The sequence below is a fragment of the Streptomyces sp. NPDC006691 genome (assembly GCF_042869955.1).
GTDB lineage: Bacteria > Actinomycetota > Actinomycetes > Streptomycetales > Streptomycetaceae > Streptomyces.
In genome coordinates this window covers 370,249-387,768 of record NZ_JBIAGW010000001.1, presented here as the reverse complement: position 1 = coordinate 387,768, position 17,520 = coordinate 370,249, and the positions used below count along the sequence as shown (strand labels likewise).

Here is a 17,520-nt window from a genome sequence, read left to right as displayed (position 1 = left end):
TCAGGCCGGAACGATGTTCTCGGCGGTCGGGCCCTTCTGGCCCTGCGCGATGTCGAAGTTGACCTTCTGGCCTTCCTGGAGCTCACGGAAGCCCTGGGCGGCGATGTTCGAGTAGTGGGCGAACACGTCCGGACCGCCACCGTCCTGCTCGATGAAGCCGAAGCCCTTTTCCGCGTTGAACCACTTCACGGTACCTGCAGCCATGTCATTCTCCTTGGGGCAATTTCGGAGCCCGCACCGTGCGAACTCCGCGTCACTGTGATGATTGCCCTGCTGGGAACCACAACTGCAACTGATATCGACAGTAGCACGGCGCAATCGCAGAAGCATGGTCAATAATTCTGCTCGGCCGGTCGCGCAAGAAATTCTCATGAGGCCGTAGCCATTAATTCTCGTACGGCCGTGACAGATATACGCGCACCGCGGTGCGGGGCGCGAGGTGTTTTCCGTTGCGGCGCAACGGCCCGGCGCCGCCGGGCGGGTTGGGCCGAGGGGGAGCCCGCGGGCCGTGCGCTGACTACTCTGCACGGGTGACCACCGAGTTGACCTTGCTTACGCGCGTCGCCTATCGCGGCCAGGAGGTGACCGCGCCGCGGCTGCGCGGTCTCCTCGCGCTGCTCGCCGAAGACCTGCGGGCCGGATGCAGCACCGGGCGGCTCGTCGAGGGACTTTGGGACGACGAGCTGCCGGAGCGGCCGGGCAAGGCGGTGCAGGTGCTGGTGTCGCGGCTGCGCTCGCAGCTCGGCCCCGATGTCATCGCCAGCACCCCGGCCGGCTACCGCCTGGCCCTCACCGAGGAGCAGGTCGACAGCTCCGCCCTGCCGCTGCGCGCGGCGGCCGCCGAGGCGCGGGCCCGTGCCGGTGCGCACGGCGAGGCGCTCGCCGAGGCGGAGGCCGGGCTCGCCCTGTGGGACGGCGTCGTCGAGAGCGGGGACGGCGAGGACCTGCACGACCCCGTGGCCGCCCTGCGCCTCGCGCGCACCGGTGCCCACCGCACCCTCGTGCGCTGCCGGGCGCTCGCGCTCGCCCGGCTCGGCCGCAAGGCGGACGCGGTCCGGCCGCTGGCCCAGCTCGCACGCGAACTGCCGCGCGACGAAGAGGTGTTGGCGGAGCTGCTGCGCTGCGAGGCCGCGACCGCCGGCCCGGCCGCGGCCCTCACCCGGTACGACCTCTACCGCCGCGCCCTGCGCGACGAGCTCGGCGCCGACCCGGGCGGTGAACTGACCTCCCTGCACCAGGAGTTGCTGCGCGGCGAGGCCCCCCTGGTGCGGCACGGCGTGCTGCACGAGCCGAACCCGCTGCTCGGCCGGGACGGCGACCTCGCCGCGATCGGCGGGCTCCTGGGCAGCGCCCGGGTCGTCACCGTCGTCGGACCCGGCGGCCTGGGCAAGACCCGGATCGCCCACGCGGTGGGACGCCGGGCCACCCAGCGGGTGGTCCACTTCGTGGCGCTGGCCGGCGTCACCGCCGACGACGACGTGGTCGCCGAGGTCGCCTCGGCGCTCGGCGCCACCCCGGTGCGGAACCTGCCCGGAACCGCCGGGGTCGTCGCGGGCATCGTCGGAGCGCTCGGCTCCGGCCCGGCGCTGCTGGTGCTCGACAACTGCGAGCACGTCATCCGGGGCGCCGCCGAACTGGTGCGGGCCCTGGTGTCCGGCTCCAAGGAGCTGCGGGTGCTCGCCACCAGCCGGGCTCCGCTCGGTCTGACCTCCGAGTCGGTGTACGCGCTGCCCGAGCTGGGCCTGGGGTCGACGGTCGAGCTGTTCCGCCAGCGGGCCCGGGCCGCCCGGCCGGACGCCGAGCTGCCCGAGCGGGCCGTCGAGGAACTGTGCCGCCAGCTGGACGGCCTGCCGCTCGCGGTGGAGCTGGCGGCCGCGCGCGTACGGGTCCTGTCCGTGCCGGAGATCGCGCGCCGGCTGCGGGACCGCTTCGCGCTGCTGCGCGGCGGCGGCCGTGACGTGCCCGAGCGGCACCGCACCCTGCGGGCCGTCGTCGAGTGGAGCTGGAACCTGCTCGAATCCGAGGCACAGGCGGCCCTGCGGGTCCTGTCGGTGTTCCCGGGCGGTTTCAGCGAGGACGCGGCCGAACACGTCCTGGGCGACGACGACGCGCTGCTCCTGCTGGAGCAGCTCGCCGACCAGTCGCTGATCAAGGCGGCCGACACCACGTCCGGGGTGCGCTTCCACATGCTGGAGACCGTGCGGGAGTTCAGCGCGGGCCGCCGCGAGGGGGCCGCCGAGGAGGCGGCCGTCACCGACCGGTTCCTCGCCTGGGCCAGGGACTTCGGCCGGGCCCACCACGACGCCCTGTTCAGCCCCGACTCGCTGCGCTCCTGGGAGCTCACCCGCGCCGAACAGGACAACCTCTCCCTCGCGCTGCGGCACGCGCTCGCCCGCGACGACGGGCCAGCCCTGGCGGGCCTGACCGCGGTCCTCGCCTCGCTGTGGGCCACCGACTCCAACTACAGCCGTCTGACCGGCATCGCCGCCGACACCGGGGGTCCGCTCTCGCACTTCCGGCCGGGCCCCGACGACATCGAGACCGCCCGCAGCGCGGCCGTGGTGTGCACGCTCAGCCTCTTCATGGGGTACGGGCCGCACGCCGTACGGCAGTTGGCGACCCTGCGCGCCCTGCCGGCCGCCGAGCCCGACACCCTGATGCGGGCCCTCGACGCGGTGCTCCGCGCCCTGCCCGAGGTGCACCCGCCGCACTACGCACGGCTGTTGGAGCTGTGCGGGTCCGAGAACGCCCTGCTCGCGGGGGTCGCCGAGTGCTTCGCCAGCTATGTGTGGGAGTACGAACTCGATGTGGACCGGGCCCTCGAATCGGCCCGTCGGGGACTCGACGCCCTGACCTCGCTGGGCAACCCGGCCACCGAGATGCTCGGCCACGGCCGCATCAGCGAGCTGTGCTTGCAGACCGAGCGCGGCGAGGAGGCGTACCGGCATCTGATGGCCGCGATGCAGGTCCTGGAGCGGAGCGGCGACTGGTCGGACGCGGCCGGCTGGTACGACTCGGCCGGAGTGCGCTGGGCGCTGGTCCTGGCCTGTTTGCAGCGCGGCGAGCTCGACGAGGCCGAACGCTGGCTGGAGCTCGCGGCCCTGGAGCAGGGCCCGGAGTCGGCCCAGGTTTTCAGCGCCGAACTGGGCTCCCGGGCGGAGATCGCGCTGCTCAGGGGGCTGGCCGAGGTGGGGCTCGGGCTGTGGCGGCAGGCGGTGGCGCAGCTGCGCGAGGCCGATGCGCTGTATCCCGACGACCCGTTCGTGGGGACGTGGTCGATGCAGATCCAGTCGACGGCCGTCGCCGCGCACGCCCGGCACGGCCGCCTCGAACTGGTCGCGGCGATGACGGATCAACTGACCGATCGGGCGCGGGAGTTGCTGTCCCGTTCGCGGGACGGGGGCAGCCCCGCCGAGCTGCCGGTGTCCGGCACGATGCTGCTCGCCATCGGCCTGGCCGAGCTCGCGCGGGGCGAGACCTCGGGCGTGCGGCTGCTCGCGCTCGCCGAACGGATGCGGGTGCACCGGGACTTCCCGACGATGTCCGCGGCCCGGGCCCGGCAGTCCGCCGAGGACGCCGACGGGGCGGCGTACGCCGACGCGGTGTCGGAGTACGCCGCCCTGGGACGCGCGGAGCTGGAGGAGGCCGCCGCTCTGGTGCTGCGCGGCATCAGCGCTGCGGGTCGCTGTTGAACTTGGCCTTCGACCAGAAGTAGCCGAGCGCCGTGAGCCCGAGGGACCAGGCGATGGCGAGCCAGCCGTTGTTGCCGATCTCCGTGCCGAGGAGCAGGCCGCGCAGGGTCTCGATGGCCGGGGTGAACGGCTGGTACTGGGCGACCGGCTGGAACCAGCCCGGCATCGAGTGCAGCGGGACGAAGGCGCTGGACAGGAGCGGCAGCAGGATCAGCGGCATCGCGTTGTTGCTGGCGGCCTCGGCGTTCGGGCTGATCAGGCCCATGCCGACGGCGATCCAGGTCAGCGACAGGGCGAAGAGCACGAGCAGTCCGAAGGCCGCGAACCACTCGATCACGGTGGCGTCCGTGGAACGGAAGCCGATGGCCACGCCGACGGCGCCGACCAGCACCACGCTCAGGATCGACTGGAGCACGCTGCCGATGACATGGCCCACGATCACCGAGCCGCGGTGGATCGCCATGGTGCGGAAGCGGGCAACGATGCCTTCGGTCATGTCGTTGGAGACGGAGACCGCGGTGCCGACGACGGTGCTGCCGATGGTCATCAGGAGCAGGCCGGGGACGATGTAGGCGATGTACTTGGCGCGGTCGGGACCGCCGCCGCCGATGCCCACGCTCATGGTGTCGCCGAAGATGTAGACGAAGAGCAGCAGCAGCATGATCGGTGTGAGCAGCAGGTTCAGGGTGAGGGACGGATAGCGCCGGGCGTGCAGGAGGTTGCGGCGCAGCATCGTCGAGGAGTCGCGCAGGGCGAGGGAAAGGGAGCTCATCGCAGGTTCTCCTTCGGGGAGGCGGTGGCAGGGGCGGCGGCAGCGGGGGCCGGGACGGTGGCGGCCGGGGTGGTGGGTCCCGTGGCGGGTCCTGAGGTGGGGTGGCTGGTCAGGGCGAAGAACACGTCGTCGAGATCCGGGGTGTGCACGGTCAGCTCGTCCGCCTCGATGTCGGCCGAGTCCAGCCAGTCGAGGATGGCGCGCAGCTCGCGCTGGCTGCCGCCGCTGGGGATCTGGAGCGACAGCGACTCGTCGTCGCGGGTCGCCTCGCGCAGGGCCGCGGCCGCGTTCTCGTACGCCCGCGGTCCGGTGAACCGGAGCCGGACGTGACCGCCGGGGACGAGCCGCTTGAGCTCGTGCGCGGTGCCCTGCGCGACGAGCTTGCCGCCGTTCAACACCGCGATGCTGTCGGCGAGTTGGTCGGCCTCGTCCAGGTACTGGGTGGTGAGGAACACGGTCACGCCGCCCGCGACGAGGCCGCGGACGATGTTCCACATGTCGTGCCGGCTGCGCGGGTCGAGACCGGTGGTCGGCTCGTCGAGGAAGATGATCCGCGGGCTGCCGACCAGGGTCATCGCGATGTCGAGGCGCCGGCGCATGCCGCCCGAGTAGGTGGACGCGGGCTTCTTCGCCGCCTCGACCAGGTCGAAGCGCTCCAGGAGTTCGGCGCCGACCCTGCGGCCCTCACGGCGCGAGAGGTGGTTCAGGTCGGCCATGAGGAGCATGTTCTCCTCGCCGGTGATCAGGTTGTCCACCGCCGAGAACTGCCCGGTGACCCCGATCGCGGCGCGCACCGCCTGCGGGTCGGTGGCCAGGTCGTGGCCGCCGACGCGCAGCGCCCCGGCGTCGGCGGTGACGAGGGTGGAGAGGATCTGCACCGCGGTGGTCTTGCCGGCGCCGTTCGGGCCGAGCAGCGAGAACACGGTGCCGGCCGGGACGGCCAGGTCGATGCCGTCGAGGACGGTCTTGTCCCCGTAGGCCTTGCGAAGCCCGGTGGCCTCGATGGCGAGTTCGTGCGTCGTCGTTGTCATGCCGCAGAGCTTGCGACCGGGCCGGTTCAACGCGGTTTCAGGCCGGTTTCAGCAGCTCTCGCACGGTGAGAGCGCACGGCGTGAGCCCGCCCGCCCAGGGGGCCCGAGCCCGGCATACAGTGGCGCGACCAGGCAGAGCCGAGGTCGAGGGAGAGCCGTGTCGTGACGGTCCGCGTTGTGTTGGTCTCGCCCGCCTTCAGCCGGTCGCTGCGGGAGGCGCGCTTCGACGACGACGGCCCGCTGGAGGACGCCGGACTCGCCGCGGCCCGGGCGGCGGCGGAGACACTGCCCGCCGTCGGGCGGCTGCTGGCCTCCCCGACGGCCCGCTGCCGGGGGACGGCGGCGGCGCTCGCCGGGGAAGCGGCGGCCGTGGCCGAGCCGGCCGGCCTTGCCGCCCTGGACGTGGGCCGCTGGCGCGGGCTGACCCTGGCGGAGGTCGGCGCGGCCGAACCGGCGGCGGTCGGCGCCTGGCTCGACGACCCGGCGGCCACGCCGCACGGCGGCGAGTCGGTGGCCCAGCTGTGCGCGCGGGCGGCCGCCTGGCTGGACGGGACCGCCGAGGACGGCGGGCGCACGCTCGCGGTGGTGGAGCCCGAGATCGTACGGGCCCTGGTGCTGCGCGCTGTGGACGCGCCCCCGTCCGCCTTCTGGCGGATCGACGTGCCGCCGCTGACCGCCACGGAGCTGAGCGGCCGCGCCGGCCGCTGGAACCTGCGGGCGGGGCGGCCGCTGTGAGGGCGGGGCGGGTTGTTCGGCCCCGACGTGCGCGGGCCTGGTCCCCCGGCCCACGGGTCCGGCTCGGCGGGCCGGTCCGAAGGCTGCTCAGCGGGTCGGCCCAGAGGGTCTGCTCAGCGGGTCTGCTCAGCGGGTCCGCTCAGCGGGTCCGCTCAGAGGGATATCCACTCCTTCGACGTGGTCACGGCGTCCAGTACGTCGGGCAGCGGCTCGGTGCCGAGGCCCGGGCCCGTCGGGACGTCCAGATGGCCGTCGGCCAGGACGAACGGCTCGGTGATGTCGGTGGCGAAGTAGCGGTGGGAGCCGGAGGTGTCGCCGGGCAGTGTGAAGCCGGGGAGCGCCGCCAGGGCGATGTTGGCGGCCCGGCCGATGCCGGTCTCCAGCATGCCGCCGCACCACACCGGGACACCGTGGGCGCGAGCCACGTCGTGGATGCGGCGGGCTTCCGGATAGCCGCCGACGCGGGCCGGCTTGACGTTGATGACCGAGCACGCGCCGAGCGAGATGGCCGCCGCCGCGTGCGCCGCCGACTCGATGGACTCGTCCAGGCAGATCGGCGTACGCAGCAGGCGGGCGAGCTGGGCATGCTGGACCAAGTCGTCGTTGGCCAGAGGCTGTTCTATGAGCAGCAGCCCGAACTCGTCCAGTTTGGCGAGGTGTTGGGCGTCCACGAGCGTGTAGGCGGCGTTCGCGTCGACCTGGAGCAGCAGCTCGTCGCCGAAGCGCTCGCGCACGGCACGTACGGGCTCGATGTCCCAGCCGGGCTCGATCTTCAGCTTGATCCGGAGATAGCCCTCGGCCACATAGCGTTCGACGGCGTCCAGGAGTTCGGGGACGGAATCCATGATGCCGACCGACACCCCGCACGGCACCCGGTCCCGTGCCGCACCGAGATAGGAGCCGAACGACTCACCGGTGGCGCGGAGTCGGGCGTCGAGCACGGCGCTCTCCAGGGCTGACTTGGCCATGCGGTGGCCCGTGAAGGGTTCGAGGGCGCGGCCCACGGCGGCCGCGCCCACGCCGTCCTTGGGCAGGGCGGGGATGAGGAACCTGCGCAGCACGTCCTGGGCGCCGTCGACGTACTCGGAGCAGTAGCGCGGCTCGGACATCGCGGCGCACTCGGCCCAGCCCTCGCCGTCCGGTGTGACCACGCGGACGAGCAGGACGTCGCGGCTGGTCTCGACGCCGAAGGAGGTGCGGAACGGGGCGACGAGCGGCATCGCGATCCGACGCAGTTCGATGCCGGAGATCTTCGTCTGGGTCACGGGGTGCTCCCGGTGGAGAGGGGGTCGGGGGTGGGGGTGGCGGCACGGTGGACGACATAGCCGCGCCGGTCGTGGAGGCCGAGCACGCGGGCGCCGTCGGCGAGCAGGTCCCCCAGGGTGTGGCGGACCGCGTGCCGCCAGGCACGGGCACTCGCGGGGTCGGTGCGGCGCAGGCCCTCGATGTCGCCGGGCAGCTCGATGACGAGGAACTCCCCGTCGTACGAACCGAGTTGGGGATGGCCGTCGATGTCGCGCAGGAGGTGGACGGCGCCTGCGGGCAGAGGGATGCCCGGGGTGCCGGGGGCCGGGAGTGGGGCGGCCGGGTCCCAGGCGGCGAGGACCCGGTCGGACTCGTCGCCGCCGTTGATGGCGTCGCCCATCGCGCCGTAGAAGGAGCGTAGGTATTCCTCGGGGCGGGCGCCGAGCTTGGTGAGGTTGAAGTGGGCGTTGCGGCGGATCAGCGGGTCGTACGTCCAGGTGATCCGCCGCAGGCCGCGCGCCAGGGCCCACCGGCGCTGGTGCAGCTTGAGGGCGAGGCCGATGCCCCGGCCGGCGGTGGCGCCCGCGATGCCCGTGATGTGGGAGTGCAGGGTGATCCCGGCGGGCTCGCCGAGGAAGGCCACGGATGCCCCCACCAGGCGGCCGTTCTCATAGGCGCCGGCCACATAGTTCCCGGCGTGCGACAGGGCGCGCATGATCTCGGCGGAGATGGGGGACCGGCCCGGGGCGGTGCCCCAGATCTCCGCGTACAGACGGGTGACGGCGTCGAGCTCGGCCATGGTGTGGAGCTCGCGGACCGTGGGGGCGGCGGCCTCGGGGGCGGTCACAGGAGGGCTCCGACGAGAGCGGCGAGGAGCCGGGTGCGGGGCGGCATCGCGGCGGTCACCACATGCTCGTGGTCGGCGTGGGCCCCGTCGCCGACCGCGCCGAGCCCGTCGAGGGTGGGGCAGCCCGCCCCGGCCGTGTAATTGCCGTCCGACGCGCCGCCGACGGAGGCCTGTTCCAGGGTTCCGATCCCGGCGTCGGCGGCCAACTTCGAGGCCAGGGCGAAGAGTTCGGCGGAGCTCTCCGCGTCCAGGGGCGGCCGGTTGGGGCCGCCGTCGACGTCGAGGCGGGCGCCGGGGTGGTGGGGTGCGAGGGAGCGGATGAGCTCGTCGACGGCCTGCTGCGCGGCCGGCGTCGGCACCCGGGCGTCGATGCTCAGCTCGGCACGGGCCGGGACGGTGTTGGTGGTGGTGCCGGCCGACATGACCGTGGGCGTCACGGTGGTGCCGGGACCGGTGCGGGCGGTCACGGTGTCGGTGAGGGCGCTCAGGGCGAGCAGGTGGTGGGCCAGTTCGGTGGCCGCGTTGATGCCCTTCTCGGGGTCGAGCCCGGAGTGGGCGGCGCGCCCGTGCGCGGTGAGCCGGTAGTGGGACACGCCCTTGCGGGCGGTCTTCAGGGCGCCGCCGGCGGCCGAGGCCTCCAGGACGAGGGCGGCCCGACAGGCCCGCGCGGTGTCCTCGATGAGCGCGCGCGAGGTGTCCGAGCCGACCTCCTCGTCACCGGTCACCACCACGCAAACGCCGTCCAGGGAGGGCAGTTGGGCCAGGGCGTGGAACATCTGGACCAGACCCGCCTTCATGTCGAAGACGCCGGGGCCGCGGGCGATGCCCTCGCGCACCGAGAAGGGGTGCGTGGCGAGGGTGCCGATCGGCCACACGGTGTCGTGATGGCCGAGGAGCAGCACCCGCGGCGTCCCGAAACTCCACCGCAGATGACTCACCCCGCCGCGCACGAGCGTCTCGGGCCGCGCTCCGAGCAGCCGCGCGCCTTGCCCGGCGACGACCTGGGCGCTGCGGGCCACGGCCGCGTGGTCGGCGGAGTACGACTCGCACGACACGAGCTCTTCGAGATCGGCGAGCATCGCGTCGATGGACGGCGATGTTGACGGCCACGGCGATGGTGGCGATGACGGCGACGGCGATATTGGCGGTGGCGGTGGTGATGCCGGTGGCGGCGACGACAGCGGCAGTGGCGGTGGTGATGCCGGTGGCGGCGATGACAGCGACAGTGGCGGTGGCGGCGTGGAACGGGCAACGGGGTCGGCCTGCACGGGGGAGCCTCCAGGAGGTGGGATCCCCGCCACGCTAGGCGGCCCGCCCGCGCGGGAGTTGGTGTGTCGGGCACGAACCCGGGCCGCGCGTTCGTGCGCCGCCACCAAGCCGGACCGCTAGCTGTCGCCGGCCGGGGAGTGCACCGCGTACGAGTGGGCCCCGGTGCCGGCCAGGGCGCCGCCGTCGACGATCAGGTACTCGTCGCGGATGGGCGTCCCGGCCAGCCACGCCTCCAGGATCTCGCGGGTGCCCGCGGCGTAGCGGGCCTGCGCGGAGAGGGAGGAGCCGGAGATGTGCGGGGTCATCCCGTGGTGCGGCATGGTCCGCCAGGGGTGGTCCGCCGGGGCGGGTTGCGGATGCCAGACGTCGCCCGCGTACCCGGCCAACTGGCCGCTTTCCAGGGCGCGTTGGACCGCGTCCTGATCGGCGATCCGGGCGCGGGCGGTGTTGATGAGGTAGGCGCCGCGCTTCATCGTCCCGATCAGCTTGTCGTCGAAGAGGCGCTCCGTCTCCGGGTGCAGCGGTGCGTTGATGGTGACGACATCGCAGTGCGGCACCATGTCGGCGGCCGAGTCGTGGAACGTCAGGCCGAGTTCGTCCTCGACGGCGGCGGGCAGCCGGTGCCGGTCGGTGTAGTGGAGCCGTACGTCGAAGGGGGCCAGCCGGCGCAGCACCGCGAGGCCGATGCGGCCGGCGGCCACCGTGCCGACGTGCATGCCCTCCAGGTCGTACGAGCGGGCCACGCAGTCGGCGATGTTCCAGCCGCCGTCCAGGACCACCCGGTGGGAGGGCAGGTAGTTGCGTACGAGTGCGAGGGTCATCATGACGACGTGCTCGGCGACGCTGATGCTGTTGGAGTACGTCACCTCGGCGACGGTCACCCCGTGGGCGATGGCGGCGTCCAGGTCCACGTGGTCGGAGCCGATGCCCGCGGTGACAGCGAGCTTCAACTTCTGTGCCCGGGCAATCCGTTGGGGGGTCAGGTAGGCAGGCCAGAAGGGCTGCGAGATGACCACGTCCGCGTCCACCAGCTCGCGGTCGAAGGCCGAGGCGTCGCCGTCCTTGTCGGAGGTGACCACCAGGGTGTGGCCCCGGCTCTCCAGGAAGCCCCGCAGCCCCAGCTCGCCGGAGACGCTGCCCAGGAGGTGGCCCGGCGTGAAGTCGGTGGCGCTCGGGGCGGGCGCCGACTGGCCGCCGGGATAGGAGGTGATGCGAGGCAGATCGTCGCGGGCGTAGCCGGTCGGATATCCGTCGGTGGGGTCGTCGTACAGGACGCAGAGCACCTTGGCCATGGTCACGGCTCCTCGTGGGGAGGGCGGATGTACGGGCTTCGCCCACGGTCCGCCCGTGTCACGGCCGGGGTCAAAGTGAAGTCTTCTATGCGTGGTGAGCGGACGGCTATGAGTGCAGGTGGGCGGCGAGCAGGGCGTTCAGGGCGTCGCGGACTCCGGCCTCCCGTGCGACCGCCAACAGGGCCCGGACCATCGCGGGTTGGGGCTCCTGGGCGGCCACCGCGAGGCCGACGCGCGGCCCGTGCGCCGGGCCGGACAGACGCACCACGCGCATACCGGGCGGGGTGGCGAACATGTGCAGCCACGCGTGTGAGATCACGCTCGACCAGCGGCCGGTGACCAGATGCGCGTACAGGCCCGCCACGGTGTCCGACTCCACGGCCGGGGCGGCCCGCGCGCCGTCGGCGGCGAAGTTCTCGTCCAGGATGCGCCGGTTGCGCATCCGCGGCGCGAGCAGGCAGAGCGGCAGCGCCGCCGCCTGCGCCCAGCGCACCTCCGCGTCCTCGGCGTGCGGCCCGTCGGCCGGGGTGAGCAGCACGTACCGCTCCTCGTACAGCGGAAGGCGCCGCAGGTCGCGCAGGGTGGTGTCGTCCAGGTAGGTGAGCGCCGCGTCGATCTCGAAGTCGGCGAGGCGGCGGGCGATGTCGCGCGAGGAGAGGGACTCAAGGCTCACCCGCGCGCCGGGGTGCCGCTCGCAGAACGGGGTGGTGAGCAGGGAGGTGACGGTGAGCGCCGTGGGGATGGCGCCCAGGCGCAGGGTGCCGGTCAACTCCCCACGCAGGGCCGCCAGTTCCTGGTGCAGGGCGTCCCGTTCGGCGAGCGTGCGGTGGGCCCAGGCCAGGACGTGTTCCCCCTCGGGGGTGAGCCCCTGGTAGCGGCTGCCGCGCCGGATGACGGGAACGCCGAGCTCGGCCTCCAGTCTGCGGATGCCGGCCGAGAGCGACGGCTGGGACACGAAGCACGCGGCGGCGGCCCGCCCGAAGTGCCGCTCGCGGGCGAGCGCGACCAGGTACTCCAGCTGTCGCAGCACGGTCCCGCCTGCCCTTCTCGCGTCGCACGTGCGTCGGCTCCGGCCCGACCCGGGTCGCGGATGTCCGCCCCAGGGGGGCGGTTAGGGGGCGGATGCGCCTCGCGAGGACACCCTTGGGCGGGGCTCAGGCATCGCAAGAGACACCCTGGGTCGGGGCTCAAGCATCGCAAGGGACCCCCCCGGGCCGGGGCTCAAGCATCCCAAGAGACAGGTGACTTGGCATGGCGGTTGACCATTCCGGGGCGGCGGCCGATGACCGGCGGCCGCGCGTGACCCGGGGCCTTGAGGGCACGGCGGGCGGCGCGCTGCTCGCCCTGGGCGTGGCCACGGCGCTGGAGGCCGCGCGGGCGTAGAGCGGGGGCGCGGACGGGCTCGCGGGCAGGAGCGGGGGCGCGCGTTGCGGCGCGGTACGCCGAAGGGCCGCATGCCGAGGGCCGCACGTAGAACCGCCGCACGGCGAGGGGTCGGACTTCGAAGGGTTGGACGCCGAGGGGTCGGACGCCGAGGGGTCGGACGTCGAAGGGTCGGACGTCGAAGGGGCGGACGCCGAAGGGTTGGACGCCGAAGGGCCGCACACTCGCGGGTGTGCGGCCCTTTGGCGTACGGGTGGGGGCGGGATCAGGCGGCCGCGAGGGAGATCTCGGTCGACTTGATCAGCGCGACGACGGACGAGCCGGCCGCGAGGGAAAGCGCCTCGACCGCGTCCTTGGTGATGGCGGACGTCAGCTCGCCACCCTCGACGTCGACCTTGACGGACGCCATGGCGCCACCGGTGGCCACGTCGGCGACGGTGCCGGCGATCTGGTTGCGGATGGACAGGCCCTCGACGGGGCCGGTCGCCAGGGACACCTCGGTGGACTTCACGAGGGCCTTGACCGCGGAGCCCTTGGCGAGGCCCAGCTCCTTGACGGCCTCGGTGGTGATCGCGGCGGTGATGTTCTGGCCGCCGGCGAGACGGACCTTGACCGTCGCCATGGCCTCACCGGTGGTGACGGCGGTGACGGTGCCGGCGATCTGGTTGCGGATGCTCAGGCTCATGAAGAACGCCTCACGGAGAGTTCGTACGGGATTCGTGCGGGATTGTCAGGCTGTGGGCCTGCGGTGCTTCACACGCTAATGCCGCGAAAGGGACTCGGCGCGGAGGCCGTCGCATCCGCGACCCCGAACGGCTCTTGTGCCTCGCAGAACATACGACCCCAGAGGTCACCGTTTTTTCAGGACCTGCGCCCCGGTGGGACGGGGGCCCTTCGGCTCCGGTTTTCGCATCTGCTGCCGGTAATGGGATGGCCTTCCCGCGTTGCAGATACGGGCCATATCTCCCTAATCTGCCTCATATGCTCCTCTCGGGGGGCGGCGGGTTCGCCGTCCGGCCGGCCACCGGCCGCACGGGCTGCTGTGAGTCCGGAGTCGCGGGGCGGATTCGAGGCACCGGGAGGTCGGAAGTGCGGAGCGGATTCGAGGGTGGTGGCAGGCCTGTGGTGCGGGGTGGATCCGAGCGCGGCGGCAACCTCGTCGTACGGAAGGTGGCGGACCTGACCGGACCCGGGATCACGACGGGCTTCCGCATGGACGCGGCCGATCTCGGCATCCCCGTCACGGCACCGGACGGGCGGCTCCTGTTCGTGTTCGGGGACACCTTCGAGGAAGCCAGGGTGGGCGGCGGCTGGTGGCGTTCACCCGTCGCGCTCTACGGGCGCATGTCGCCGGACGGTGAACTGCCTGGCGCGCAGGGCGAGTTGGGGAAGAGCGTCGACTGGGCGGCAGCGGTGGGCGGGCAGCACGCCCAACAGCTGAGGCCGTACGCGCACGACGACCCGTCGCTCTCGACCGTGCTGCCCACGGACGTGATCACCATCGGCAGCGACATGTATCTGCACGTGGCGGTGCACCAGGGCTTCGGCAACGTCCGCTGGAGCGAGATCTGGCGCTCGCGCGACGCGGGGGAGACCTGGCACCCCACCGCTGCCCGCTTCCCCGGCACCCTGCACGGCGGGATGTTCCAACTCCTCACCTGGGCACTCGGCGACGACGGTTACGTCTACGTGCTGTCGACCGGCTTCCAACGGGACAAGCCCGCCCTCCTGCACCGCGTCCCCGCCGAGCGGATCACCGACCCGTCCGCCTACCGGTCCTGGGGCCGGCGGGCAGGGGGGTGGTGGACGCGGGGGCGGCGGGACCGGGGGTGGTCCTGGGGCGACCGGCCCACCCCGGTCCTGGACGGCAGGGTGGGGGAGATGTGTCTGCGGCCGCTCGACGGCCGCTGGCTCCTGACCTGGTTCGACGAGGGCGGCTACCGTATCGACGCCCTCGTCCTGGACACCCCCGTCGCCGTGTGCGAGACCACCGTCGAGGACCGCGTGACCCTGATCCGGGGAGGCGCCTGGGGGCAGGAGGACGACTTCCACGTGGCGCAGCTCTACGGCGGCTATGTCATCCCCGGCTCGACCCTCGACGACCTGCACCTGACGGTCAGCCAATGGAACACCGCGGTCGGCTGGCCCTATCGCGTCATGCACTTCCGGGTCCGGGGCCTGGCCGACACCCCCTGAGCCGCTGCCACCGAGGGGTGCACCAGGCACGTCACGGGCGTCCGGGGGCGTGCCGGGCCGGGAGGCACCGGCCCGGGCTCGGAAGCCCGGCCATCGGCGGAACCCGGTCGGATCCTAGGTCGAACCCCGGTCGGATCCTGGGTCGAACCCCGGTCGGATCCTGGGCCGGGCCCCGGGCGGACGTTCACGGGAAGAGGCCCGGCCGGGCGGGGCCGAGGGGGCCGGCCGTGGTGGCCAGGAGGCGCAGGGCCTCGGCACGGTCGGTCTGGGGCGGGACGACCAGCAGGTCCCAGCGCCCGCGGCCCGGGGCGAGGAGGCAGAGCGTGTTCCGGGCGCGGCGGCTGGTGGCCCGGTGCAGTTGGACCACCTGGTTGGCGATGAGGATCCGGCCGGGGAAGGCCGACCACATGGCCGCGTTCACCGTCGCGTGGGCGATCTGCGGCCACGAATGGGGCAACGCCCCGATCAGGTCCGGCAGTTCGGCCGTCAGGTCGTCCGAGCGGGGCCACCAGGCGCCGTCGATGGGGTGGGGGCCGCTGCCCGCCGGTGTCAGGCGCAGGCGTACCGGGTGCAGGGACGATCGGGGGCGGAGCATGGTGGTCATCGGGTCCGCCCGTTCGGGCAGGGAAGCCGGTGCGGGGACGGGACGCGAACGGGGCCGGTACGCGGCCGACTTCGCCGCGGCCGGGGGTGGTCCGGCGGCCGGGGTAGGCCGGGGCCCGTCGAAGGTCCGGGGGGAGGAGTCCGTCGCGGGTCCGACGGGGGGCAGCGGCAGAGAACTGGCGTTCATGGTGGGCTCCTTGGCCTCGGCACGGCCGCGGCGTGGCCGGCCTCGGCGTGGGTTCGGTGGGTCGGTCCGGCCGGGGCTGGGGCCAGGGAGGTGAGGGAGGGGTGGGCAGAGGAGGTCGGGCCCGGTCGGGGCGGGCCCGATTCCCCGGTCAGGCCTGGCGGGGGACCGGGCCTGGCTTGTTGTTCGAGCCGGGGGCGTGGACGGTCGTGGCCGGTTCGACCGGGCGGACGGTCGTGGCCGGTTCGACCGGGCGCGGACTCGGCGGCAGTCCCGCGGCCGCCGATTCCCGGCTGAGGAAGGCGCCCAGTTCGCCGATCGTGCTCATCAGGGGGGCGGGGAAGACGACGGTGGTGTTCTTGTCGACGCCGATCTCCACGAGGCTTTGCAGGTTGCGGAGTTGGAGGGCCAGGGGGTGGGCCATCATGGTGTCGGAGGCGTCCCCGAGCGCCGCTGCGGCGAGCGATTCGCCCTGGGCGTTGATGATCTTGGCCCGCTTCTCGCGCTCGGCCTCGGCCTGCCGGGCCATCGCGCGTTTCATGCTGTCCGGCAGCTGGATGTCCTTGAGCTCGACAAGGGTGACCTCGACCCCCCACTCCGCGGTGGCGACATCGAGGATTTCGCGGATGCCCAGGTTGATGCGGTCGGTCTCCGACAGCGTCTCGTCGAGAGTGTGCTGGCCGACCACCTTGCGCAGGGTGGTCTGCGCGATCTGGTTGATCGCGGCGTTCACGTTCTCGATGGCGATGACGGACTTCACGGCGTCCACGACGCGGAAGTAGGCCACGGCCGACACGTCCACACTGACGTTGTCGCGCGTGATGATGCCCTGCGACTGGATCGGCATCGTCACGATGCGCAACGACACCCGGTGCAGGACGTCGACCAGGGGAATGATGGTCCGCAACCCGGGAGCCCGTGTTCCGGACAGCCGCCCGAGCCGGAAGAGCACCCCTTGCTCGTACTGCTTGACGATCTTGAGGGTCAGGGCCAGTGCGAGCAGCAGGAGCACGGCGACGACGACGATGAGCGTGATCAGAAGCTGCATGGTGGCGCTCCCGCGGGTGAGGCCCTGCGAGGGCCGGGGCGTTGGGGTTCGGGTCGGCGAGGGGCCGCGTCCGTCATACGGGCCGCGGCGGGTCGGGGCGGCGGGTCGGGGTCGCGGCGGCCGGGTCGTCCTGGTCGGGAACCCGTCGGGTCGCGTCACTGGGGGTTCCTCGGACGCCGGGGTGGAAGCGGCTGTAACGGTGGAGCACGATCCTCTCGGCGTGCTGAGCGTTGAGGAGGTGGATCACGCGTGCCGCCATGACGATCAGAAGCAGCGTGATGACGATGGTCAGGGCCGTGGTCATGGCGGTCACATCCCCATCAGGGGCCGGTCGGGGCGCGCCTGGTCGGCGGCCGCGCAGGTCGAGGAGGCGCCGCCCTCGTACTCCCACGCCTCTTCACGGTCCTGCAAGCGATCGGCCGCCGGGGTGTCGTGCGCGACCGGGGCGGTGTCGTGCCCGTACGTGCCCGGCGCCGGCACCGTGTCGTGCCCGCCAGGCATCGGGACCGTATCGTCCCGGCCCGTCACCGGCGTCGTTCGGCGCAGGACCGCCTCCGCGGCGACCACGGCAGCCTCCGCCGTCATGAGCGCGGTCGCGGTGAGCTGCGGACCGGTGCTGTCGGTCGCGGCGGCCATCAGACGGGCGGCCCCCGCGGCTCCGGTTTCCGGCGGGATGACGAGGAGGTCCCAGCGTCCGGCCGTGCGGGACAGCAGCAGGAGCTTGTGCGGGTCCTGCTCGTCCTTGAACCAGCCCGCCTTCACGACGTGCCCGGGGACGGGAATCTTCCGCGGGATGACGGGCCAGTGCTGGGGGTTCACCGCGACGCGGGTGATCCGGCCCCACCTCGGGGCCAGGGCGTCGATCAGTGCGGGCAGTTCACGCAGCAGGTCCCGGGACCGGGGCCACCAGGCGCCGTCTAGGAGCCCGGGGGTGCTGCCGGGGAGTTTCAGTGCGATACGTGCCGCGGGGCGTGCGGGAGGCTCGGCCAGAGGGGGACGCCGGTCGATCGTGGTCGCGGACATGGCGCGGACCTGTCTCCGGGAACCCCGTCCACGGACGGACGACACCCGGTGCTTTTGCTCAACCGAGAACGACGTCAGCGTGGAAGCCAGTGTGCGAAATGCTCCCGGTTCCTCAACGGTACTCCTCGGCGCGGGCGAACGGTGGCTCGCGGCGGCCGAGGAATCCCGGCACGAGGCGGGTCGGCCTCGGGTCGTTCCGA

Annotated in this window: 17 protein-coding genes; 4 read left to right on the top strand and 13 right to left on the bottom strand. The window is 73.0% G+C overall.

Features of this window, described 5'->3' with window-relative positions; genetic code table 11:
• Positions 1-204 (bottom strand): cold-shock protein, encoded by a 204-nt coding sequence (locus tag ACFYNP_RS01745; RefSeq protein ID WP_031141049.1) that lies wholly within the window; start codon positions 202-204, stop codon positions 1-3.
• A gap of 326 nt (positions 205-530) precedes the next feature.
• Between ACFYNP_RS01745 and ACFYNP_RS01740 the strand changes: the two genes are divergently transcribed.
• A complete protein-coding gene (locus tag ACFYNP_RS01740) occupies positions 531-3,692 on the top strand; it encodes an ATP-binding protein (RefSeq protein WP_388781614.1) in 3,162 nt (1,053 codons plus the stop codon).
• Here ACFYNP_RS01740 and ACFYNP_RS01735 read toward each other — a convergent pair.
• Entirely contained in the window at positions 3,670-4,464 is a 795-nt protein-coding gene (locus tag ACFYNP_RS01735) for an ABC transporter permease (protein WP_388417940.1), read from the bottom strand. The two genes, ACFYNP_RS01740 and ACFYNP_RS01735, sit on opposite strands and share 23 nt — an antisense overlap.
• On the bottom strand, positions 4,461-5,495 hold the full coding sequence (locus tag ACFYNP_RS01730) for an ATP-binding cassette domain-containing protein (protein ID WP_388781611.1): 1,035 nt from the start codon (positions 5,493-5,495) through the stop codon (positions 4,461-4,463). The genes ACFYNP_RS01735 and ACFYNP_RS01730 overlap by 4 nt, the downstream gene beginning before the upstream one ends.
• Positions 5,496-5,657: 162 nt before the next feature.
• On the opposite strand from ACFYNP_RS01730, the gene ACFYNP_RS01725 reads away from it, so the two are divergent.
• The gene (locus tag ACFYNP_RS01725; RefSeq protein WP_388781609.1) at positions 5,658-6,230 is read left to right on the top strand and encodes a histidine phosphatase family protein; all 573 of its coding nucleotides are present in this window, start codon (positions 5,658-5,660) and stop codon (positions 6,228-6,230) included.
• A 152-nt stretch (positions 6,231-6,382) separates the two neighbouring features.
• Here the strand turns inward: ACFYNP_RS01725 and menC are convergent, their stop codons facing one another.
• From menC to ACFYNP_RS01700, 5 genes are all read right to left on the bottom strand, one after another.
• On the bottom strand, positions 6,383-7,450 hold the full coding sequence (menC, locus tag ACFYNP_RS01720) for an o-succinylbenzoate synthase (protein WP_388782225.1): 1,068 nt from the start codon (positions 7,448-7,450) through the stop codon (positions 6,383-6,385).
• A 41-nt stretch (positions 7,451-7,491) separates the two neighbouring features.
• Positions 7,492-8,274, bottom strand: coding sequence for a GNAT family N-acetyltransferase (locus tag ACFYNP_RS01715; protein ID WP_388782222.1), 783 nt, complete (start codon positions 8,272-8,274; stop codon positions 7,492-7,494).
• A gap of 44 nt (positions 8,275-8,318) precedes the next feature.
• Positions 8,319-9,401, bottom strand: coding sequence for a M20 family metallopeptidase (locus ACFYNP_RS01710; RefSeq protein ID WP_388781606.1), 1,083 nt, complete (start codon positions 9,399-9,401; stop codon positions 8,319-8,321).
• Positions 9,402-9,707: 306 nt separating this feature from the next.
• Complete coding sequence (locus ACFYNP_RS01705) at positions 9,708-10,883, bottom strand: NAD-dependent formate dehydrogenase (RefSeq protein ID WP_388781604.1); 1,176 nt, start codon at positions 10,881-10,883, stop codon at positions 9,708-9,710.
• Positions 10,884-10,989: 106 nt separating this feature from the next.
• Complete coding sequence (locus ACFYNP_RS01700; protein WP_388417955.1) at positions 10,990-11,913, bottom strand: LysR substrate-binding domain-containing protein; 924 nt, start codon at positions 11,911-11,913, stop codon at positions 10,990-10,992.
• Between the two features lie 221 nt (positions 11,914-12,134).
• Here ACFYNP_RS01700 and ACFYNP_RS01695 point away from each other — a divergent pair, with 221 nt between their 5' ends.
• The gene (locus tag ACFYNP_RS01695; RefSeq protein WP_388417958.1) at positions 12,135-12,266 is read left to right on the top strand and encodes a hypothetical protein; all 132 of its coding nucleotides are present in this window, start codon (positions 12,135-12,137) and stop codon (positions 12,264-12,266) included.
• Positions 12,267-12,531: 265 nt separating this feature from the next.
• Here ACFYNP_RS01695 and ACFYNP_RS01690 read toward each other — a convergent pair whose 3' ends face one another.
• Positions 12,532-12,951 carry a molybdopterin-binding protein gene (locus ACFYNP_RS01690; RefSeq protein ID WP_388781601.1) on the bottom strand — a complete coding sequence of 140 codons (420 nt, stop codon included), beginning with the start codon at positions 12,949-12,951 and terminating at the stop codon, positions 12,532-12,534.
• Between the two features lie 440 nt (positions 12,952-13,391).
• Here ACFYNP_RS01690 and ACFYNP_RS01685 point away from each other — a divergent pair, with 440 nt between their 5' ends.
• Complete coding sequence (locus tag ACFYNP_RS01685; protein WP_388781599.1) at positions 13,392-14,462, top strand: DUF4185 domain-containing protein; 1,071 nt, start codon at positions 13,392-13,394, stop codon at positions 14,460-14,462.
• Positions 14,463-14,646: 184 nt separating this feature from the next.
• Here the strand turns inward: ACFYNP_RS01685 and ACFYNP_RS01680 are convergent, their stop codons facing one another.
• From ACFYNP_RS01680 to ACFYNP_RS01665, 4 genes are all read right to left on the bottom strand, one after another.
• Positions 14,647-15,252: a DUF5994 family protein gene (locus ACFYNP_RS01680; RefSeq protein WP_388781596.1), complete on the bottom strand. Its 606-nt coding sequence runs from the start codon at positions 15,250-15,252 to the stop codon at positions 14,647-14,649.
• A gap of 148 nt (positions 15,253-15,400) precedes the next feature.
• The gene (locus tag ACFYNP_RS01675) at positions 15,401-16,297 is read right to left on the bottom strand and encodes a slipin family protein (RefSeq protein WP_388781594.1); all 897 of its coding nucleotides are present in this window, start codon (positions 16,295-16,297) and stop codon (positions 15,401-15,403) included.
• Between the two features lie 73 nt (positions 16,298-16,370).
• Positions 16,371-16,601 carry a hypothetical protein gene (locus ACFYNP_RS01670; protein ID WP_388781592.1) on the bottom strand — a complete coding sequence of 77 codons (231 nt, stop codon included), beginning with the start codon at positions 16,599-16,601 and terminating at the stop codon, positions 16,371-16,373.
• Positions 16,602-16,606: 5 nt separating this feature from the next.
• Entirely contained in the window at positions 16,607-17,320 is a 714-nt protein-coding gene (locus ACFYNP_RS01665; protein ID WP_388781589.1) for a DUF5994 family protein, read from the bottom strand.
• Between the last annotated feature and the right edge of the window lie 200 nt (positions 17,321-17,520).

Bases quoted from the DNA above. Each gene is read 5' to 3' on its own strand.
- ACFYNP_RS01735 (WP_388417940.1), bottom strand. From the start codon at position 4,464: ATGAGCTCCCTTTCCCTCGCCCTGCGCGACTCCTCGACGATGCTGCGC.
- ACFYNP_RS01730 (WP_388781611.1), bottom strand. From the start codon at position 5,495: ATGACAACGACGACGCACGAACTCGCCATCGAGGCCACCGGGCTTCGC.
- ACFYNP_RS01710 (WP_388781606.1), bottom strand. From the start codon at position 9,401: ATGCTCGCCGATCTCGAAGAGCTCGTGTCGTGCGAGTCGTACTCCGCC.
- ACFYNP_RS01715 (WP_388782222.1), bottom strand. From the start codon at position 8,274: ATGGCCGAGCTCGACGCCGTCACCCGTCTGTACGCGGAGATCTGGGGC.
- ACFYNP_RS01680 (WP_388781596.1), bottom strand. From the start codon at position 15,252: ATGAACGCCAGTTCTCTGCCGCTGCCCCCCGTCGGACCCGCGACGGAC.
- ACFYNP_RS01695 (WP_388417958.1), top strand. From the start codon at position 12,135: ATGGCGGTTGACCATTCCGGGGCGGCGGCCGATGACCGGCGGCCGCGC.
- ACFYNP_RS01690 (WP_388781601.1), bottom strand. From the start codon at position 12,951: ATGAGCCTGAGCATCCGCAACCAGATCGCCGGCACCGTCACCGCCGTC.
- ACFYNP_RS01705 (WP_388781604.1), bottom strand. From the start codon at position 10,883: ATGGCCAAGGTGCTCTGCGTCCTGTACGACGACCCCACCGACGGATAT.
- menC (WP_388782225.1), bottom strand. From the start codon at position 7,450: ATGCCGCTCGTCGCCCCGTTCCGCACCTCCTTCGGCGTCGAGACCAGC.
- ACFYNP_RS01665 (WP_388781589.1), bottom strand. From the start codon at position 17,320: ATGTCCGCGACCACGATCGACCGGCGTCCCCCTCTGGCCGAGCCTCCC.
- ACFYNP_RS01670 (WP_388781592.1), bottom strand. From the start codon at position 16,601: ATGACCACGGCCCTGACCATCGTCATCACGCTGCTTCTGATCGTCATG.
- ACFYNP_RS01675 (WP_388781594.1), bottom strand. From the start codon at position 16,297: ATGCAGCTTCTGATCACGCTCATCGTCGTCGTCGCCGTGCTCCTGCTG.
- ACFYNP_RS01745 (WP_031141049.1), bottom strand. From the start codon at position 204: ATGGCTGCAGGTACCGTGAAGTGGTTCAACGCGGAAAAGGGCTTCGGC.